The sequence below is a fragment of the Rhodospirillaceae bacterium genome, from assembly GCA_028819475.1.
Lineage (GTDB): Bacteria > Pseudomonadota > Alphaproteobacteria > Bin65 > Bin65 > Bin65.
The window spans coordinates 59,933-78,131 of the sequence record JAPPLJ010000025.1; the positions used below are offsets into that span (position 1 = coordinate 59,933).

Annotated in this window: 15 protein-coding genes; 6 read left to right on the forward strand and 9 right to left on the reverse strand. The window is 67.0% G+C overall.

Going from position 1 to position 18,199, the window contains the following annotated elements; all coding sequences use genetic code 11:
• Positions 1-38: 38 nt before the first annotated feature.
• Entirely contained in the window at positions 39-1,037 is a 999-nt protein-coding gene (locus OXM58_06385) for an ABC transporter permease (GenBank protein MDE0147982.1), read from the forward strand.
• The gene (locus OXM58_06390; protein MDE0147983.1) at positions 1,034-2,212 is read left to right on the forward strand and encodes an ABC transporter permease; all 1,179 of its coding nucleotides are present in this window, start codon (positions 1,034-1,036) and stop codon (positions 2,210-2,212) included. Before OXM58_06385 ends, OXM58_06390 begins: the two co-directional genes overlap by 4 nt.
• Positions 2,213-2,228: 16 nt before the next feature.
• On the opposite strand, the gene OXM58_06395 is transcribed toward OXM58_06390, so the two are convergent.
• From OXM58_06395 to OXM58_06410, 4 genes are all read right to left on the reverse strand, one after another.
• Positions 2,229-3,638, reverse strand: coding sequence for an adenylate/guanylate cyclase domain-containing protein (locus tag OXM58_06395; protein ID MDE0147984.1), 1,410 nt, complete (start codon positions 3,636-3,638; stop codon positions 2,229-2,231).
• Between the two features lie 155 nt (positions 3,639-3,793).
• Positions 3,794-4,645 carry an MBL fold metallo-hydrolase gene (locus tag OXM58_06400; protein ID MDE0147985.1) on the reverse strand — a complete coding sequence of 284 codons (852 nt, stop codon included), beginning with the start codon at positions 4,643-4,645 and terminating at the stop codon, positions 3,794-3,796.
• Positions 4,646-4,703: 58 nt separating this feature from the next.
• Positions 4,704-5,408, reverse strand: a complete 705-nt coding sequence (locus OXM58_06405) for a response regulator transcription factor (protein ID MDE0147986.1) — start codon at positions 5,406-5,408, stop codon at positions 4,704-4,706.
• Positions 5,409-5,565: 157 nt separating this feature from the next.
• Complete coding sequence (locus tag OXM58_06410; GenBank protein ID MDE0147987.1) at positions 5,566-6,249, reverse strand: YggS family pyridoxal phosphate-dependent enzyme; 684 nt, start codon at positions 6,247-6,249, stop codon at positions 5,566-5,568.
• A 130-nt stretch (positions 6,250-6,379) separates the two neighbouring features.
• On the opposite strand from OXM58_06410, the gene OXM58_06415 reads away from it, so the two are divergent.
• The 4 genes from OXM58_06415 (at position 6,380) to OXM58_06430 (ending at position 11,288) form a co-directional block, all read left to right on the forward strand.
• Complete coding sequence (locus OXM58_06415) at positions 6,380-6,931, forward strand: DUF3576 domain-containing protein (GenBank protein MDE0147988.1); 552 nt, start codon at positions 6,380-6,382, stop codon at positions 6,929-6,931.
• 70 nt (positions 6,932-7,001) lie between these two features.
• Complete coding sequence (leuS, locus tag OXM58_06420; protein ID MDE0147989.1) at positions 7,002-9,599, forward strand: leucine--tRNA ligase; 2,598 nt, start codon at positions 7,002-7,004, stop codon at positions 9,597-9,599.
• Between the two features lie 49 nt (positions 9,600-9,648).
• The gene (gene lptE, locus OXM58_06425; GenBank protein MDE0147990.1) at positions 9,649-10,197 is read left to right on the forward strand and encodes an LPS assembly lipoprotein LptE; all 549 of its coding nucleotides are present in this window, start codon (positions 9,649-9,651) and stop codon (positions 10,195-10,197) included.
• 20 nt (positions 10,198-10,217) lie between these two features.
• A complete protein-coding gene (locus OXM58_06430; protein MDE0147991.1) occupies positions 10,218-11,288 on the forward strand; it encodes a hypothetical protein in 1,071 nt (356 codons plus the stop codon).
• A gap of 20 nt (positions 11,289-11,308) precedes the next feature.
• Here the strand turns inward: OXM58_06430 and OXM58_06435 are convergent, their stop codons facing one another.
• The 5 genes from OXM58_06435 to OXM58_06455 all read right to left on the reverse strand — a co-directional run bounded on the left by OXM58_06435 (position 11,309) and on the right by OXM58_06455 (position 17,785).
• Positions 11,309-12,244: a ParB/RepB/Spo0J family partition protein gene (locus OXM58_06435; protein ID MDE0147992.1), complete on the reverse strand. Its 936-nt coding sequence runs from the start codon at positions 12,242-12,244 to the stop codon at positions 11,309-11,311.
• Entirely contained in the window at positions 12,241-13,053 is an 813-nt protein-coding gene (locus tag OXM58_06440) for a ParA family protein (GenBank protein MDE0147993.1), read from the reverse strand. Before OXM58_06440 ends, OXM58_06435 begins: the two co-directional genes overlap by 4 nt.
• Positions 13,054-13,102: 49 nt before the next feature.
• Positions 13,103-13,750 (reverse strand): 16S rRNA (guanine(527)-N(7))-methyltransferase RsmG, encoded by a 648-nt coding sequence (gene rsmG, locus OXM58_06445; protein ID MDE0147994.1) that lies wholly within the window; start codon positions 13,748-13,750, stop codon positions 13,103-13,105.
• A gap of 37 nt (positions 13,751-13,787) precedes the next feature.
• A complete protein-coding gene (mnmG, locus tag OXM58_06450; GenBank protein ID MDE0147995.1) occupies positions 13,788-15,818 on the reverse strand; it encodes a tRNA uridine-5-carboxymethylaminomethyl(34) synthesis enzyme MnmG in 2,031 nt (676 codons plus the stop codon).
• 770 nt (positions 15,819-16,588) lie between these two features.
• The gene (locus OXM58_06455) at positions 16,589-17,785 is read right to left on the reverse strand and encodes a terminase small subunit (GenBank protein ID MDE0147996.1); all 1,197 of its coding nucleotides are present in this window, start codon (positions 17,783-17,785) and stop codon (positions 16,589-16,591) included.
• Positions 17,786-18,199: the final 414 nt, after the last annotated feature.

Here is an 18,199-nt window from a genome sequence, read left to right on the forward strand (position 1 = left end):
ACCGTCGCTCCGCCCGCCCGCGCTGACCGGCAAGGCCGATGCTCCGCTATATCGCCCATCGCCTGCTGATCATGGTGCCGACCCTGATCGCGATCAGCTTCATCGTGTTCGTCGTCATCCAGCTTCCGCCCGGCGACTATCTGACGACACTGATCGAAGAGCTCCGGGAACTGGGCGAGCCGGCCGACCTGAAACAGATCGAGGCGCTGCGCGAGGAATACGGCCTCGACCAGCCCTTCCTGGTCCAGTATGTCCAGTGGGTCTTCGGGCTGGTCCAGGGCGATCTCGGTTATTCCTTCGAATACGAGCAGCCGGTGGCCGACGTGGTGGGCGACCGGTTGTGGCTCTCCTTTATCGTCTCGGTCGCGACCATCATTTTCACCTGGATCGTCGCCTTCCCGATCGGCGTCTACTCGGCGACCCACCAGTACAGCTGGGCCGACAATTCCCTCACCTTCATCGGCTTCCTGGGGCTGGCGACGCCGAATTTCCTGCTCGCCCTAGTCATGGTCTATTTCGCCAACGTCTGGTTCGGAACCGAGATCGGCGGCCTGATGGACGAGCGGTATATCGGCCAGCCGTGGGGTTGGGGGAAGATCGTCTCGGTCCTCGAGCATCTGTGGATCCCGGTCATCGTGATCGGCACGTCCGGCACCGCCGGTATGATCCGCCGCCTGCGCGCCAACCTGCTGGACGAGCTTCAGAAGCAGTATGTCGTGACCGGCCGGGCCAAGGGCCTGCCGCCGTTCCGGCTACTGGTCAAATATCCGCTGCGCATGTCGCTCAACCCGTTCATCTCGGATATCGGCGACCTGCTGCCCCAGGTGATTTCGGGCGCCGTCATCGTGTCGGTGGTGCTCAACCTGCCGACCACCGGCAAGATGCTCTATGAAGCGCTGCTCAGCCAGGACATGTATCTGGCCGGCTCCTTCCTGATGTTCCTCGCCCTGCTGACCGTGCTCGGCGTGCTGGTCTCCGATCTGGCGCTGGCCCTGCTCGATCCACGGATCCGGCTCCAGGGCCGGGCGGAAAAATGACCGGGCGCACCGCCTCGTCGCCGGGCCCGGCCAACGAACGGTTCGTTTCCGAAGCGCCGTTCAATCCGCATTCCATCGAGGCCCTGACCCCGGAACAGGAGCGCTATTACCTGGCGGGCCAGTGGAAGCTGATGTGGTGGAAGCTGCGCCGCCACAAGATCGCGGTGTTCTGCGGCGGTCTTCTGCTGTTCATGTATGTGTGCGCCATGGTTGCCGAACTGCTGGTCCCCTACAACATGGCGGCGCGGCACACCGGTTTCATCTATGCGCCGCCGCAGGCCGTGCGGCTGTTCCACGAAGGACGATTCGTCGGGCCGTTTGTCTACGGGCTGAACTACCAGCTCGATCGCGACACGCTGCAGCGGATTTATACGGTCGATCATTCAAAAATATATCCGATCCGCTTCCTGTGCCGCAGCGAGGCCTACCGGTTCTGGGGCCTGATCGAGATGGATGTCCGCCTGTTCTGCGCCGCGAGGGGCGGCACCCTGTTCCTGCTCGGAACGGACCGGATGGGGCGCGACATGTTCTCCCGCCTAGCGATCGGTTCGCGAATATCGCTAACCATCGGCTTTGTCGGCGTCGCGATCAGCTTTCTCCTCGGCATCGTCATCGGCGGGCTGGCCGGATATTACGGCGGTTGGGTCGATTCGATCGTCCAGCGCGTCATCGAGGTGCTGCGGTCCTTCCCGGTGCTGCCGCTGTGGATGGCGTTGTCCGCCGCGCTGCCAGTCACCTGGTCGCCCCTGTGGATCTATTTCGGTATTACCCTGATCCTCGGCCTGCTGGACTGGACCGGCCTGGCCCGCGCCGTGCGGTCCAAGCTGTTCGCCCTGCGGGAAGAGGACTTCGCGACGGCTGCGCAATTGATGGGCGCCAGCCCGAGCCGGATCATCGGGCGGCATCTGCTGCCCAGCTTCACCAGCCACCTGATTGCCTCTGCAACCCTCTCAATCCCGGCGATGATCCTCGGCGAAACGGCGTTGAGTTTCCTGGGCCTCGGCCTGAAGCCGCCGATCACAAGCTGGGGCGTGCTATTGTCGGAGGCGCAGAATATCAACGTTGTCGCGCTTTACCCCTGGTTGATGCTTCCGGTGGTGCCGGTCATCGTCACGGTGCTGACGTTCAATTTCCTCGGCGACGGCTTGCGGGACGCCGCCGACCCCTACAAGTGACGCCGGCCGGCCGGAATCAGTCGGCGGTGAGGTAGAGTAGATCGACCGGCCCGGAAACGCCGGCAACATCGGAAGCCGCGGCACGCCGGTATCGCCGGGATGTCCGGAAGCCCTGGCGGACCGCGCAATCCATGGTCTCCACCGTCATAACGATACTGGCATTCAGGCTCTTGCCATGCTTGTCAAGCTTGGCCGCCAGGTTCACGGGATCGCCGATCACCGTGTATTCAAGGCGGCTCGCGTCGCCGACCGCACCGAAGACGACAGGCCCCGCGGTCACCGCGACAGCCACCGGCAGCGCCGGTTTGCCCGCCGCCCGGCGCGCCGCGGTCCACTGAACGGCAGCGTCGGCAACGGCTTCGGCGGCCCACAGAGCATCGGCCGCGTAGGTCGCCGCCGGCAGCGCGGCGCCGAAGGTTGCGAGAATTCCGTCGCCCATGAATTTGTCGATCGACCCGTGGTGTCTCTGGATCTCCGGCACCAGACGGGACTGGTACTCGGTCAGAATCTCGATCACCTCGTTGGCCGGCAACGTCGCCGCCCGGTCTGTGAATCCGCGGATATCGGTTGTCAGGATGGCGGCGTCGCGCTGCTGGCCCTCGCCGGCACGAATTTCTTCCTGTGCCTGGACGATCTGGTCCGCGATTTCGGGGCTGAAGAAGCGCGCCAGCGACGCGGCCGCCGCATGCTCCTCCGCGCCGCGTACCAGAGTCCGGCGGGCGCGCATGATGGCGACCGCCAGAATCGCGGTGACCAGCGCGATGGTGATGATCTTGTCGAATTCGGCGCCCAGCAAAATCCGGTTCGTCGTCAGGTATTCGACGTAGTCCCGGGTAACGGCGGACATGCCGCCGGTATAGAAAATCGCGTAACCGATCATGAACATCCAGCCTGCGGCTGCCGCGCAGCCGGCCAGCAAGACGTAGCGCGAATCGAACCGGAGCGCGCGGATCGAGATGAACAGGAACACATAGAGCAGCGTTGGCGCCTTCAGATAGAAGGCGGGCGGCTGGTTATAGTCGATGTGAAACGACCAGATGATACCCAGCAGCAACAGCATATCCGCCACGACGGAGAGGGCGAGGAACCAGGCGGGGAGCCTGATCCGGTAGGACAGGGTGAGTCGCAGAAGGGTAAACAGGAAATAGGCCAGCAGCGCCCAGCCGATCGGTCGTTCAAAAACTGCGGTTTCGTGGGTTTTCGGCGACAACAGGAACAGCACGCCCAGGCCGACGATCACGGAGAGCTGGATCCAGCCGATCAGGCGCTCGCTGGCGTCGCGCTGGCGATCGATCGCTTCGCGGATGCGCGGAGCGACGTCGGCTTCGCCGCGGCCCCTCAGTTGCGCAGTTGCCGATCGGACCGCGGCAACGGCCCGCGATATCGGGCTCTGCGGCGCTTCCTGTCGATCCCATGAATGCTGCATACGCATTGAATCCAGTATGCTCTCTGAATTGGACGAGGGATACATCCCGGATTCCGTCCGGGCGGTACGCGCCAAGGGGTCGATTCCCGCCTCTGTTTCTCGTCTCCCCTGGGGAATTCGATCCCGACACTCTCCCCCGGCGCAGCACCGTCGCGCTACGGGTGCAGCACCAGTCCTTCGCGGGCGACGACCGTCGACGCAAAGACACCCTGCGCCTCGTCTGCTATCCGGTCCATATCGTCGTCGGTATGTTCCGGCGCATGGTGAAATATGACGTAGCGGCCGACACCGCCGCGCCGGGCGAGCGCAGCGCCGGCCTCCCATGTCGAATGGCCCCACCCCTTGAAGGCCGGGTATTCCGCCGCCGTGTAGGTCGCGTCGTAGACGAAGAGGTCGGTGCCTTCGATCAGGCCGAGAATGTTGGTGTCGATTTCGCCTTCGACATGTTCGGTATCCGTGACATAGCAGATCGACCGGCCGCCCCATTCGATCCGGTAGCCGGTCGCGCCGTTGGGGTGGTTGAGCGGCGCGGTAAGGATGGAAACGCCCGGGCGCAGGTTAAGCCGGTCGCCGGCGCGGAATTCCTCGAAGCTGATTTCCGCGCCTACAGCCTCCAGCGGCACCGGGAAGATCGGCGCCTCGATCAAGCGAAGAAACACGTCGCGCAGGCGGACATCGTTGTCCCACAGGTGACCGGCATGGATGCGCAACCGGTTGCCGGTCTTGAACAGCGGGATGAAGAAGGGCATCCCCGCGATGTGGTCGATATGGGTATGGGTCAGCAGAATGTCGGTATCGACCGTCCCCGCAGCATCCAGCTCCGCCCCCAGAGCGCGCAGACCGGTGCCTGCATCCAGAATGAACAGGTGGCCCGCACAGCGGATTTCGAGGCAAGACGTGTTGCCCCCGTAGCGGGCGTACTCGGCGCCTGGACAGGCGACCGTGCCGCGGACGCCGCGGAAGCGGACGAAAAAGTCTTCGCGGCTCGTGGCGCTTGCTGCGCTCATCGGTGCATGCGTTCTTTCGCGGGCCGGCGCCGGTTTCGGCAAACCACCGGGCCGCCGCTCAGGGGGCCAGCCGGTACCCGCCCGGCTCGGTCACCAGAATTTCGGCCTGGCCCGGGTTCTTTTCGATTTTCTGGCGCAACCGGTACACGTGGGTCTCCAGCGTATGGGTGGTGACGTTGGCATTGTATCCCCACACGTCGGTCAACAGCGTCTCGCGCGACACCGTTTCTCCGTTGGCGCGATAAAGGAATTTGAGAATCGCCGTTTCCTTTTCGGTGAGTCTCACCTTCTGCCCCGTCTCATCGGCAACCAGAAGCTTCATCGCCGGCCTGAACGTGTAGTGGCCGATCGTAAAGACCGCGTCCTCGCTCGCCTCGTGCTGCCGCACATGGGCCCGGAGCCGCGCAAGCAGCACGCCGAGCCGGAACGGTTTGGTGACATAGTCGTTGGCGCCGGCGTCCAAGCCCAGAATGGCGTCGGCGTCGCTGTCGGCGCCGGTCAGCATGATGATGGGCGCCTTGACCCCGTTGCGGCGCAACAGGCGGCATAATTCGCGGCCGTCCATGTCGGGCAGGCGAACGTCCAGCAACACGGCATCGTACCGCGCATCCTTGACCCTGCTCAGCGCCTCCTCCGCGCTGACCGCAACATCGGTCGCAAATTCCTCGTGCAGCCGGAATTGTTCAACCAGCGATTCCCGGAAGTCGGTATCGTCATCGACCAGGAGAAGTTGCTTACCGGGACCGGGCTGGCGTTTGTTCACTGGCTAGGCCTGCAAATTCCGCTTATCGATCAGGTACGGGCGACCGCAGCCGCGCCGATGAATATCGGTTAACAAGATAGGCACGGAACCCCCTTCTGCACAATAAATTCCGGCGATATTGCGACCCCATTTGCCGACGTACTTCATATGGGAGGCACTACGCGGGGGCCGCCGGGCGCGGCGCCATTCTGGGACCGAAAATGGCGGTGCCGATGCGGACATGGGTTGCGCCCTGTTCGACAGCGGCGCCGTAATCGGCGCTCATGCCCATGCTGAGGCACGGCAAGGCCTGCACCCGGGCGAGATTGGCCAGAAGAGCGAAATGGGGCCCAGGCTCCTGGTCGACCGGAGGCAGGCACATCAGGCCGGTGACGGACAGACCCAGGCCGCGGCAATGCGCGACGAACGACTCCGTTTCGCCTGGCTCGACGCCGCCCTTTTGCGGCTCTTCTCCGGTATTGACCTGAACGTAACAGCCGATCCGACGGTTCTGCCGCGCCTGTTCCCGGGCGATCGCCGCTGCGAGCCTCGGCCGGTCGACCGTTTCGATCGTATCGAACAGCGCCACAGCGTCAGCGGCCTTGTTGGTTTGCAGGTGGCCGATCATGTGGAGCCGTATGTCTGGAAAGCGGCATTTCAGTTCGGGCCACTTGCCCTGCGCTTCCTGGACGCGGTTCTCGCCGAACAGCCGGTGGCCGGCATCCAGAACCGGCCGAATGGCCTCAGGACTCCACGCCTTCGTCACGGCAACCAGGGACACCGCGTCGGCGGGCCGCCCGGCCTGCCGGCACGATTCGCGGATCGCGTTCAGGACGTCGACGAGATTTTCTCGAGCGCTCATCTTCCGGTTAGCTTGAAGCCGCCGGCTCCATAGTCAAGCGTGCAGCCGGAACGGTCCGGCATGGCGCCCGGACCGGACTTTGCCGCAAGTCGCGATATCGGATATACCGAGTGCGCCGCCGACCGCTGGATTGGCCGGCGGCGGCGATTTCCACCGCTTGAAAGTGAACGCCATGATCGGACGCGGCACCCGTACCGAACCGAAAATTGCGGACAGGCCGGGGTTTTTGCCTGTGCGCCGCCTTTGCCCGGCCGCAGCCGTCGCCACGCTGTCTCTGGCCCTGCTTCTGACCGGGTGCGCCAAGGAGGAGCCGCGGACGGGCACTGCCGTGAATATTTTCGAGCGATACGCGCACGCCCGGGCGATCCGCCCCAACCCGGATCTGTGGGTCGCGGCCGATAACCAGCTCGGTTTCGTCCGGAAGAGAATGTCCGATCCGTTCGGCGGGGTGCTGGCGACGGACTGGTACAGGCCAAAAGATGCGCCGGGCGAACGGCTGCGCGTGACGATCAACATTCTCGGCCCGGACCTTGAGGCCAGGAATCTGCGGATCGCCGTCATCAGACAGGTGCGACGCGGCGGAGTCTGGCGCAACCGGCCGGTCAGCGCGTCCACTGTCGCCACGTTGCATACGACGATCATGCGGGCCGCGCGTTTCCGCGCTGCCGCAAAGGGCACCTGATTCGGCAGCATTCGCGGCGGCAGCAGTGGACGGGCCCGCCGGAAGGCCGACAAGCGGAGTTTCGCCGAAAATGGCGCGCTACAGTTTCCGAGAGGCGGAGCCGAAATGGCAGAAGGCCTGGGACGAGGCCGGCTGTTTCGCGGCTGAGGCCGATCCCGGCAAGCCGAAATATTATGTCATGGAGATGTTCCCCTATCCGTCGGGGAAGATCCACATGGGTCATGTCCGCAACTACACGCTGGGGGATGCCGTGGCCCGCTACCGCCGGGCCCGGGGGTATAACGTCATCCACCCCATGGGATGGGACGCCTTCGGCCTGCCCGCGGAAAATGCCGCGATCGAGCGCGGCGTCCACCCGCGCGACTGGACCTACGACAATATTGCCACGATGCGGCGCCAGCTGAAGCGGATGGGGCTGTCGCTCAACTGGGACCGCGAAATCGCCTCCTGTCATCCCGGCTACTACGTCCACCAGCAGAGCATCTTCCTGGATTTTCTCGAAAAGGACTTGGCGTATCGCAAGGAATTCTGGGTCAACTGGGATCCGAAGGACGGAACCGTTCTCGCCAACGAGCAGGTGATCGACGGAAAGGGCTGGCGTTCGGGCGCGGTCGTGGAGCGGCGCAGGCTGTCGCAGTGGTTCTTCCGCATCACCCGCTATGCCGACGAGCTGCTCGATGCGCTCGAATCGATGGAGCGTTGGCCGGAAAAGGTCCGGACGATGCAGGAAAACTGGATCGGCCGGTCCGAAGGCGCCCGGGTCCGGTTCCCGATCGTCGGCCGGGACGGCGAGGCGCTCGAGGTCTTCACGACCCGGCCCGACACCCTGTTCGGCGCCTCTTTCTGCGCGCTGGCGCCGAACCATCCGTTGAGCGAGGAGCTGGCGCGGAACGATCCCGCGCTGCAGGCCTTTGTCGCCGAATGCCAGCGCATCGGCACCAGCGAGGCCGCCATCGAGGCGGCCGAGAAAACGGGCTACCGGACCGCGGTCGAGGTCGAGCATCCGTTTGTCGAAGGCATGACCCTGCCGGTCTACGTCGCCAATTTTGTCCTGATGGAATACGGCTCAGGAGCAATTTTCGGCTGTCCGGCCCACGATCAGCGCGATCTGGAATTCGCCCGGAAATACGATCTGCCCGTGCTCCCGGTTGTCGCCCCTCTTGTCGAGGGCGAGGCGCAGCCCATCGAAATCGGCGGCGAAGCCTATCTCAGGAAGGACAGCGGCGCCGTTGTCGTCAATTCGGACTTCCTCAACGGTCTCGAGGTGCCCGCCGCCATCCGCGCCGCCATCGACCGGCTGGAAGCCGAGGGCACGGGCACGGGCACGATCCAGTACCGCCTGCGCGACTGGCTGATTTCCCGCCAGCGCTACTGGGGCTGCCCGATCCCGACGATTCATTGCGATGCGTGCGGCATCGTGCCGGTGCCGCGCGATCAACTGCCGGTGATGCTGCCCGAGGACGTGACGTTCGACGCGCCCGGCAATCCGCTGGACCGCCACCCGACCTGGAAGCATGTCGACTGCCCGCAATGCGGCCGGCCGGCGCGGCGTGACACGGACACCATGGATACCTTCGTCGATTCGTCCTGGTATTTCGCGCGCTATTGCTCGCCGCGCCATGAAGGAGCGCCGGCCGACAAAGCGGCGACGGATTACTGGCTGCCGGTCGACCAGTATATCGGCGGCGTGGAGCACGCGATCCTGCATCTGCTCTATTCGCGCTTTTATGTCCGCGCCATGTCCGACACAGGATCGCTGAACGGCCTCGAAGAGCCGTTCGCCGGCCTCTACACCCAGGGCATGGTCTGCCACGAAACCTATCGCGACAGGGCGGGCAACTGGCTGTACCCGGACCAGGTCGTCAGGGACGGCGAGACGGCGCGTCTCGCCGATTCCGGCGAGCCGATCACGATCGGCCGGTCGGAATCGATGAGCAAGTCGAAGCGGAACACCGTCGACCCGGAGGCCATCATCGAAACCTACGGCGCCGATACGGCCCGGCTCTTCATGCTTTCGGATACGCCGCCGGACCGGGACATGGACTGGACCGAGGCCGGCATCGACGGTGCCTGGCGCTATATGAACCGGTTGTACCGGATGGTCGTTGATCCGCCCGTTGCGGTGCCGCCGCCCGGGACGCCGCCGCCGGCAGCCTGGAGCGATGCTGCATTGGCGCTGCGCAGGGCGGCCCACAAGACCATCGCCGGCGTGACCGACGATTTCGAGCGGTTTCATTTCAACCGGGCGGTCGCCCGGATCCGCGAGCTGACCAACACTCTTGCCGACACCGCGCCGGCCGGCGGGGCGGCCGATGGCGCCGACATGGCCTGGGCGATGCGCGAGGGACTGGAAACGGCGGTTCGCCTGATCGCCCCCATGACCCCGCATGTCGGCGAGGAACTGTGGCGGAGTCTGGGACACGAGACGCTGCTGGCAACCCGCCCGTGGCCGGAATGCGATCCGTCGCTCACGGTCGACGACACGGTCACCATCGCCGTTCAGGTCAAGGGCAAGCTGCGCGGTACGATCGACCAGCCGGCCGGGGCGGACCGGACGGCGGTCGAAGCCGCCGCGCTGGCGCTGCCGGCGGTTGCCCGGCAGGTTGTGGGGCGCGACATCCGCAAGATCGTCGTTGTGCCCGACAGGATTGTGAATATCGTGGTCTGATACCACGGTGCCGGCCCTGTCTGCCAGCGGGCGAAGGACGATGGACGGAGTGAAATTGAGGACAACGCGCTGCCGCGTCGCCGTCGCCGGGTCGATCCCGGCAACGGTTCTGGCGATGGGCCTGGCGGGATGCGGTTTTGAGCCGCTCTACGCCGACAGGACGGCGCGCGGCGGCGTCTCGGCCGATGTTGCATCGGTCCGCATTGCCCCGATTCCGGACCGGACCGGACAGATCCTCCGCAACGAGCTGATCGACCGGCTCAACCCGTCCGGCGCGCCGGCCGATCCGCGCTTTACCCTGGATGTGCGCGTCGCTGTGGCCAAGCTCGAACTCGGCATCCGCAAGGATGAAACGGCGACCCGCACGAGCCTGCGTTTCCGGTCGACATTCCGCCTGCGGGACAGGAGCTCGAACGCAATAGTATTTTCCAGTCGTGCGGGCACCGTCACCTCCTACAATATCGTCGACAGCGAATATGCCACGATCGCTTCGGAACGCGCGGCACGGCGGCGGGGCCTGGCCCTGATCGCGGACAGCATCGCCCTGCGCGTCGCGGCCTATTTCAACCGGTTGCGGTCGCTGCGCCGGCGCCAGTAGCCCGCACCGGGGCGTCGAACATGGAGGTCAAGCCTGCCGGGGCGAAGCGCTTCATCGCGAAGCCGCCGTCCGACATGCGCCTGTTTCTCCTGTTCGGGCCCGATGAAGGGCTGATCCGCGAACGCGCCGATGCGCTGGTCCGGCAGGTCGTTCCGGAACCCGGAGATCCGTTCCGGATCGCCGATCTGGACGGCGAAGCAGTCAATGCCGATGCCGCGCTGCTCTATGACGAGGCGACCGCGCTTGCCTTCGGCGGCGGGCAGCGGGCGGTCAGGGTCCGGCGGCTGACCGGCCGGATCGCTGAAGCGGTGATCGACATGGTCCGGGAACCAGCCGGGGAGGCGCGGATTGTCCTAGAAGCGCCCGGCGCCAACCGAAAGAGCGCGATCGTTGCGGCTGCAATCGGATGCGCCGCGGCAGCGGCGGTGCCCTGCTACCATGACGACGGCCGGGCGCTGCCGGATCTGGTGCGGGAAATCATGAAGGAGGCCGGCCTCCGGCCCGGACCCGGCGTCGTCGACTATGTCGCGGACCGCGCCGGCGGCGACCGCGCGCTGACACGGCGCGAAATCGAGAAACTGGCGCTTTTCGTCGGCGCTGTCGCCGAAGAGCGGCCGGGCGCTGGATCGGGCGGCGGGCAGGCGGCGGAGCCGAAGCCGGTCGATCTCGCACAGGCGCAGTCCGTGGTCGGCGATACGGCCCTGCTGACCCTCGATTCTCTGGTCGATGCAACCTTCGAAGGACGGATGCCCGATGTCGAGCGGATGCTCCAGCGGGTCCGGCAGGAGGGCGTGGCATCCGGGACGATCCTGAGGGCCATGGCGGGCCATGCGGTGCGGCTGGCGCGCCTTCGCGGCCTGGTGGGGACGGGCCTCGATCCGGTTTCGGCGGCCCGCCGGCTCAGGCCGCCGGTGCACTTTTCCCGCCAGGGAAGCCTGGCGCGGCAGGCGCGCATACCGCAGCGCGTGCTGGCTGCCGCGATGGAGCGCATTGCCGAGGCGGAACGGCTGACCCGGCGGTCCGAACTGCCCGATACGGCGGTCTGCGACCGGGTCCTGAGCGGAATCGCGGCGGCGGTGCGCCGGGGCTGAACCCGCGCTCTGCGGCCGGCTCAGGATTTTCCGAGCAGCCGGGCGAGCAGATCGTCGAGCTGTTCGAGGGATGCGTAGCGGATCGCGACCTGGCCGCCGGGGCCCTTGTGGTCGATCGCGACGCCCAGGCCCAGACGCGCCTCCAGTTCGCGTTCGAGGGCCAGCGTATCGGCATCCTTCCCGTCCGGCGGCGCGGTCCGGCCAGCGGAACGCTTCGCGGATTTCCGGCGGCCCGATTGCGCCAGCCGTTCGGCCTGGCGCACCGACAGGCCGTCTTCGGCGATTGTTGCAGCAAGGGCATCCGGATCGTCGGCGGACAGCAGCGCCCGGGCATGGCCGGCGGTCAGGGCGGCGGAATCGAGCAATCGCTTCACCCCGTCGCTCAGGTTGAGCAGGCGGAGGCTGTTGGCGACATGGCTGCGGCTCCTGCCGACGATCTTGGCCAGCGCCTCCTGGGTATAGCCGAATTCGGCGATCAGCCGGCTGTAACCCTCGGACTCTTCCAGGGGCGTCAGGTCCTGGCGCTGGACATTTTCGACAATGGCGGCTTCGAGCGTCTCCCGGTCGGACAAATCGTGAACAATTGCCGGAATGTCGTGCAGGCCGGCGCGTTGCGCGGCCAGCCAGCGCCGCTCGCCGGCAACGAGCTCCCAGCATCCCGCCTCATCGGGGTGGCGCCGCACGAGGACCGGCTGAAGCACGCCTTTCTCGCCGATTGACGCCGCGAGGGCCTGCAACTCTTCCTCGCCGAAATTGCGGCGCGGCTGAAACTTTCCCGGCCGGACATCGCCGATCGGCAGCCGGTGGACGCTTTCACCCGCCGCGCCAGGCGGCGCCCCGGGTGGTTCCGGCGTTTCCCGCTGGGCCCGGCCCGGCTCCTGCGCAAGCCCCTCGCTGCCGAGCAGCGCGTCGAGGCCGCGTCCCAGGCCGCGGCGGCGGCTTCCGCCCTCATTCATTGATGGACGCTCATTTTACCAAGGTCCCGCTCGCGCAAAACCACCTCGCGAGCCAGGTGGGCATAGGCCATCGCGCCGGCGCAGCGCAGGTCGTAGAGCAGGACGGGCTTGCCGTGCGACGGTGCTTCGGATACCCGGACATTTCTTGGAATGATTGTTTCATAAACTTTCGAACCGAAGCAATTCCGTACATCCTCGGCCACCATACCGCTTAGTCTGTTGCGCCTGTCATGCATGGTCAGCACAACGCCCTGAATGTCGAGATTGTTATTGAATGAGGCCTTGACCCGATTGATGGTGCGAACAAGATGGCTGACACCCTCCAGGGCGTAATACTCGCATTGCAGCGGGACGAGGACGCCATCGGCGGCAACCAGCGCGTTGAGGGTCAGCAGGCCGAGCGCGGGCGGGCAGTCGATCAGCACATAGTCGTAGGGCGCCGTGTGCCCCCCGAGCGCATCGGCGAGCCGGTATTCCCGGCGCTCCGCCTGGACCAGCTCGATTTCGGCGCCGGACAGATGCATCGAGGTCGGCGCGAGAAAGAGGTCCGGAACCTCGGTCTCGATGACGACCTCGTCCAGCGCCGCCTCGCCGATGATCAGGTCGTAGCTGTCCGGCTCCCGGGTGCCGGGCGCGGTGCCGAGGCCGGTCGTCGCATTGGCCTGGGGATCGAGATCCAGGAGCAGCACCCGCAGGCCGCAGGCGGCAAGCGCGGTGCCGAGATTGATCGCCGTCGTCGTCTTGCCGACGCCGCCTTTCTGGTTGGCGACCGCCAGGATTCGCGCCGGCCGGCCGGAGGCGCCGCCCAAGCGCCGGGCCGGCTTTTTTTGAGCGGCCGTTCCGTTTTCCGGCGTGGCATCAAATTTTAACACGGGCGATCCTTTCAATGCTCAGCAGGCGTCCGCCCGGATGGGTGACGCTGTCGAATTGCGTGATCGCCATTTTCCAACATTTAGTAGCTGAAATCAATTCTTTCTCAACATTTTGTCCCTTGAGGAGCAAAAACTGCGGGTTATCCACAGACCAGCCGCTCGCCAGATCGAGCAGGTCCGGCAGCGGCGCCAGCGCCCGGGCGGTCACGACATCCGCTTCCGGCCGCGCCGGGCCCCGCGTGACGTCTTCGATGCGCGCGGCGAGCACCGCGACATCGGCCGACAACTCCGCCGCCGTTGCCGAAAGAAACGCAGCCTTCCGCGTATCGGCTTCGATCAGCGTCACGTCCAGGTCCGGCCGCAGCAGCTTCAGGACCAGGCCGGGAAATCCCGCGCCGCTGCCGAGGTCGACGACGCGGCGCGCGCCCTTGCGCAGATGGACGGCGAGCTGGGCGCTGTCGGCGAAATGGCGCCGCCAGATATCGTCCAGCGTCGACGCCCCGACCAGGTTGATCCGGCGCTGCCAGCGACGCAGCGCCGTTTCGTAGCGGACGAACCGCGCGCATGTTTCACGTGAAACACCGAACGCGGCGGCGAAGTCCTCCGGCCCGTAGCCGGTCCTGGGTCCGGGCATTACCGGGCGCGGGACCGGGCGCGGGCGACGCGGCCGTTCACGCGGCCCGGCGGCGCTCGACGACCTGCAGCAGGGCGGTCAGCGCCGCCGGCGTCACGCCGGAGATCCGCGCCGCAGCCGCGAGCGTCGCCGGCCGCGCCGCGCCCAGCTTTTCCCGGATTTCGCTCGACAGGCCGCCGATCGACCCGTAGTCCAGGTCCGCCGGCAGCTTGAGCGCCTCGTCGTTGCGGAACGCCCGGATATCCGCCACCTGGCGGTCGAGATAGCCGGCATAGCGGCCCTCGATCTCGATCTGCTCGGCCACGTCCCGGTCGAGCCCGCCCAGCTCCGGCCAGACCGCCGCCAGCCGGGACAGATCGACATCCGGATAGCGCAGCAGGTCGAGGGCCGAGCGGCGCACGCCGTCGCGATTGACCGCGAAACCCCGCGCGGCCAGGGCGTCCGGCGTCATCGCCAGCCGCTGCGCCAGCGCGCGCGCCCGGTCGAGCCGGGCCGTCTTGTCCGCGAAGCGCCGCGCCCGCTCCGACGACACGAAGCCCCGGTCGATGCCCCGTTGCGTCAAGCGCAGATCGGCGTTGTCGGCGCGCAGCAGCAGCCGGTACTCGGCGCGCGAGGTGAACATGCGATAGGGCTCGCGCGTCCCCAGCGTCACCAGGTCGTCGATCATGACGCCGATATAGGCGTCGGCCCGGTCGAGCACGAACTCGCCGCCGCCGGACGCCGCGAAGGCGGCGTTGAGCCCAGCGACCAGGCCCTGGCCCGCGGCCTCTTCGTAGCCGGTCGTGCCGTTGATCTGGCCGGCGAGATACAGCCCGGGCAGCGCCCGGCATTCCAGGGTCGGCAACAGCGCCCGTGGATCGACGAAATCGTATTCGATGGCATAGCCAGGCTGCAGGATCGCCGCCTTTTCCAGCCCGCGAATGGCGCGAACCATACGGAATTGCACATCTTCCGGCAGGGAGGTCGAGATGCCGTTCGGATAGACCGTGTGGTCGTCCAGCCCTTCCGGTTCGAGAAAGATCTGGTGGCTGTCGCGCTCCGGAAAGCGCACGACCTTGTCCTCGATCGACGGGCAATAGCGCGGCCCGACTCCCTCGATCTGGCCGGAAAACAGCGGCGCGCGGCGGATATTGGCCCGGATTTCGGCATGGGCCGCTTCGTTGGTGTGGGTGATGTGGCAGACGGTCTGCGGCACGTCGATCCGGCCGGTCATGAAGGAGAAGGGGGTGGGCGGATCGTCGCCGTCCTGTACCTCCAGGCAGTCCCGGTCGATCGTGCGGCCGTCGAGGCGCGGCGGCGTGCCGGTCTTGAGCCGGCCGAGCGGCAGGCCGAAGCGGTCCAGCGTCGCCGCCAGCCGGGTCGCGGGCGGCGCGTCGATCCGGCCGGCCGGCCAGCTCTTCTCGCCCAGATGGATGACGCCGCGCAGGAAGGTTCCGGTCGTGATGACGACGGCGCCGGCGCGGATCGTCCGGCCGTCCTCGAGCATGACGCCGGCGCAGCGGCCCGCGCCGTCGATCGCCAGGTCGCCGGCGGCGCCCTCGACGATGTCGAGGTTTTTCTGTTCCGCCAGGATTGCCTGCATCGCCCGGCGATACAGCGTCCGGTCGGCCTGGGCGCGCGGGCCGCGCACCGCCGGGCCCTTGCTGCGGTTGAGGATGCGGAACTGGATGCCGGCCCGGTCGATCGCCCGGCCCATGACGCCGTCCAGGGCGTCGATCTCGCGCACCAGATGGCCCTTGGCGAGCCCGCCGATCGCCGGGTTGCACGACATGACGCCGATGGTCTCGCGGCTGTGGGTCAGCAGCACCGTGCGAGCGCCGGCGCGCGCCGCGGCCGCCGCCGCCTCGCAGCCGGCATGGCCGCCGCCGATGACGACCACATCCGCGTTCAGGGTGCCCGAAATGCTCATGGGCGCAGACATTGCACCGCCGGCCGCGGAGTCAAGGACGGCGGCCGGTCCGACGCCGCGCCGCCGGCCGGGCCCGGACCACTGTCCGCCGCCCTGTTTCACGTGAAACACGGCCCGGCGGCGTCCTTCGACGCCATCGAAAATGTCATGAAATGTCATGATCCGCCGCCCCCGGCCGGCCCGGCTCACCAAGACAGACCGGTCTATATTCTTGCATTTTTTTCGCCCCCGAGCCGCTTTCCCGGCCAAAAATCCGCAGAAATCCACCATTCCCGCCAGACGGCCGCGCGCAAGCGGCGAAGTCCTGTGCATAATTTCCCAGATCGCCACCATCAGACGGCCACGCGAATGGGGCAGCAAGGCCGCGGCGCCGGCGGGGCGGTTTTCGGCAAGCGTCGCGATTCGTCATGTCCGGCATTTCCGCTCTTCTTGCCGCCCCGGACCCGATCCGGGCCCAAGTGACGACCCGAACGGCATCAGCCTGCGGGCCCTGGGCCCCGGATCGTCGCTGCGCTCCGTCCGGGGCGGCACAGGGGAGTGGCGGTGAGTCCGGAATGTGTCAGGAAATGTCATGATCCGTCATGTTGCTCCGTTTTCTGCCAAATTCCGGGCCTCAATGTGCCCCTCCCGCAAGGGAAAGGGGTTCGAGCGGCGCCCTTGGGGGATGCGCTGCAATGTCCTGTTTTGTCATGATCGGCCGCGATCAGCCGTCCGCTTCGCCCCAACCCGTCATTCCGACCGGAGCCGCCCACAGGGCGGTGAAGCGGAGGCATCTCGGCGCGATATCCTGGATCCTGTTGTCGGGATCGAGCCGAGATTCCTCCACTCGCTTCGCTCGGTCGGAATGACGGCGTGGGGATTGCGCCCGGTCGCGATGACGGTCGAAGGGACGGGCGGTTGGGAAAACGGCGGTGACGGGACGGGAAAGCTCACGGTCCGGCAGGAGCCGCCGGCTCGCCCGCGGGGCCGGCCGGCGCAAGGCCGGCATCGCGGCCGGGCGCGCGGTCCATTGCCCCGATCTCGGCCTGGGCGGCGGCGAACCAGTCGTCCTCGGGTGCGGCCGGCGGTTCGTCTTCCGGATCGTGCATCGCGTCGTCCGCCGGGGCCTGCGCCGCCTCTTCCGGCGCCGGATCGCCCCCGGCCGGTTCGTCCGCCGGTTCGTCCGCGGAGCCGGCCGGCGATTCGGCGGGCGGCGATTCGGCGTAACGCGCCTTGATTTCCTCGTCGATTGCCAGTTCCGCCTCGCTCCACGGGTCTGTCGGCCGGTCGCCGGCACGCATATCCTGCATCCAGAAGCTCTCGGACAGGTCGACTTGCGCATCGTCGCCCGGCTGGAGGTCCGGGCCGGTCCGCGGCACCGGGAGCCCGCCGCGCGCGTAGCGGTCTTCCGGCGGATCGTCGGCCACCGGCCCGGCTTCCGGCGCGGCGTCCGCCACGGCCTGCAACACGGTCGGCCTCGGCGCGGTTACGAGCGCGCGCCCGAGCGCCCGGCGGTCTTCGATGGCGTTCTCAAGAATCCGGTCGGCTTCCGCTTCGGGTCCGGCGTCGGCACTGAGCTCCGGCACCGGCAGGCCGGCGGCGATCCGGCGGCGCGCACGCTCGCGCTCCGCCCGGTCCCGCCCCAGGCGCACCGCGCCGGCCAGCGGCCCGTCCGGCAGGCCGATCCCCGCGGTGGCGTCGAGGTCGGCATCCGGCGTGCCCAGTTCGCCGAACTCGTCCTCGCAGGGCACCGGCCACAGCGCGCCCCGGTTGGCCTCGCCCCCGCCGCCCAGGCCCGAAAGCGCCTCCTGCTTCCGGATGACCAGATACATGAGCCAGGCCGAACCCCGGGCGGCGGCCGCATCCCAGGCCTGTTCGAGGCGCGCCAGCAGGATCCGCGCCTCCGCCCGCTCCGCCTCGCGCCAGAGCATGCGGATCTGGCGCACCCGCGCGACGATATGGGGCCGCTGCAGCAGCGCGTGGCCGGTCTGCCGCGCCGAGGCCGGGGCATAGCCGGACCGGCGCGCGGCATCGGCGGCGTTGCCGGTCGCCACGAAATGCCGGCAGAAGGCCTCCTGCCGGCTCGACAGGACGGGATAGCGCTCCTCCACCGGATCAATCTCAGGCACTGGATAGGGATGCGTCATGATAATCCTCTGATTTTCGCTGTTTGTTCTATATCGGTAAGTACGCACTGTTTCCTATATTGTCAAGTATAATTTCTTTGATCAGGTAACAAAGTGCGCTGAAGCCCCGCCCCTTGAGGAATCCTCTGCGAAACGCCGCCCGGTGGGCGGCACAATCCTGCGTGCACCTTCATCCTTGCCGCCCCGGACGCCCCGGAGGGGCGATCCGGGGACCAGAGCCGACCCGAAAGCCTTCGGCCTGCGACTCTGGTCCCCGGATCGTCGCTCCGCTCCGTCCGGGGAAGCAATAGAGGGCGGCTGGTGGGCCGTGCACGCCTGCGGCGTTCGCCGTTCGACGGCGCCGTTGCACGACGCGCGCCGATACCGCTACGGTTGCCGCAGCGGGAATGCGCCGATCGATTGACACGGAAGATG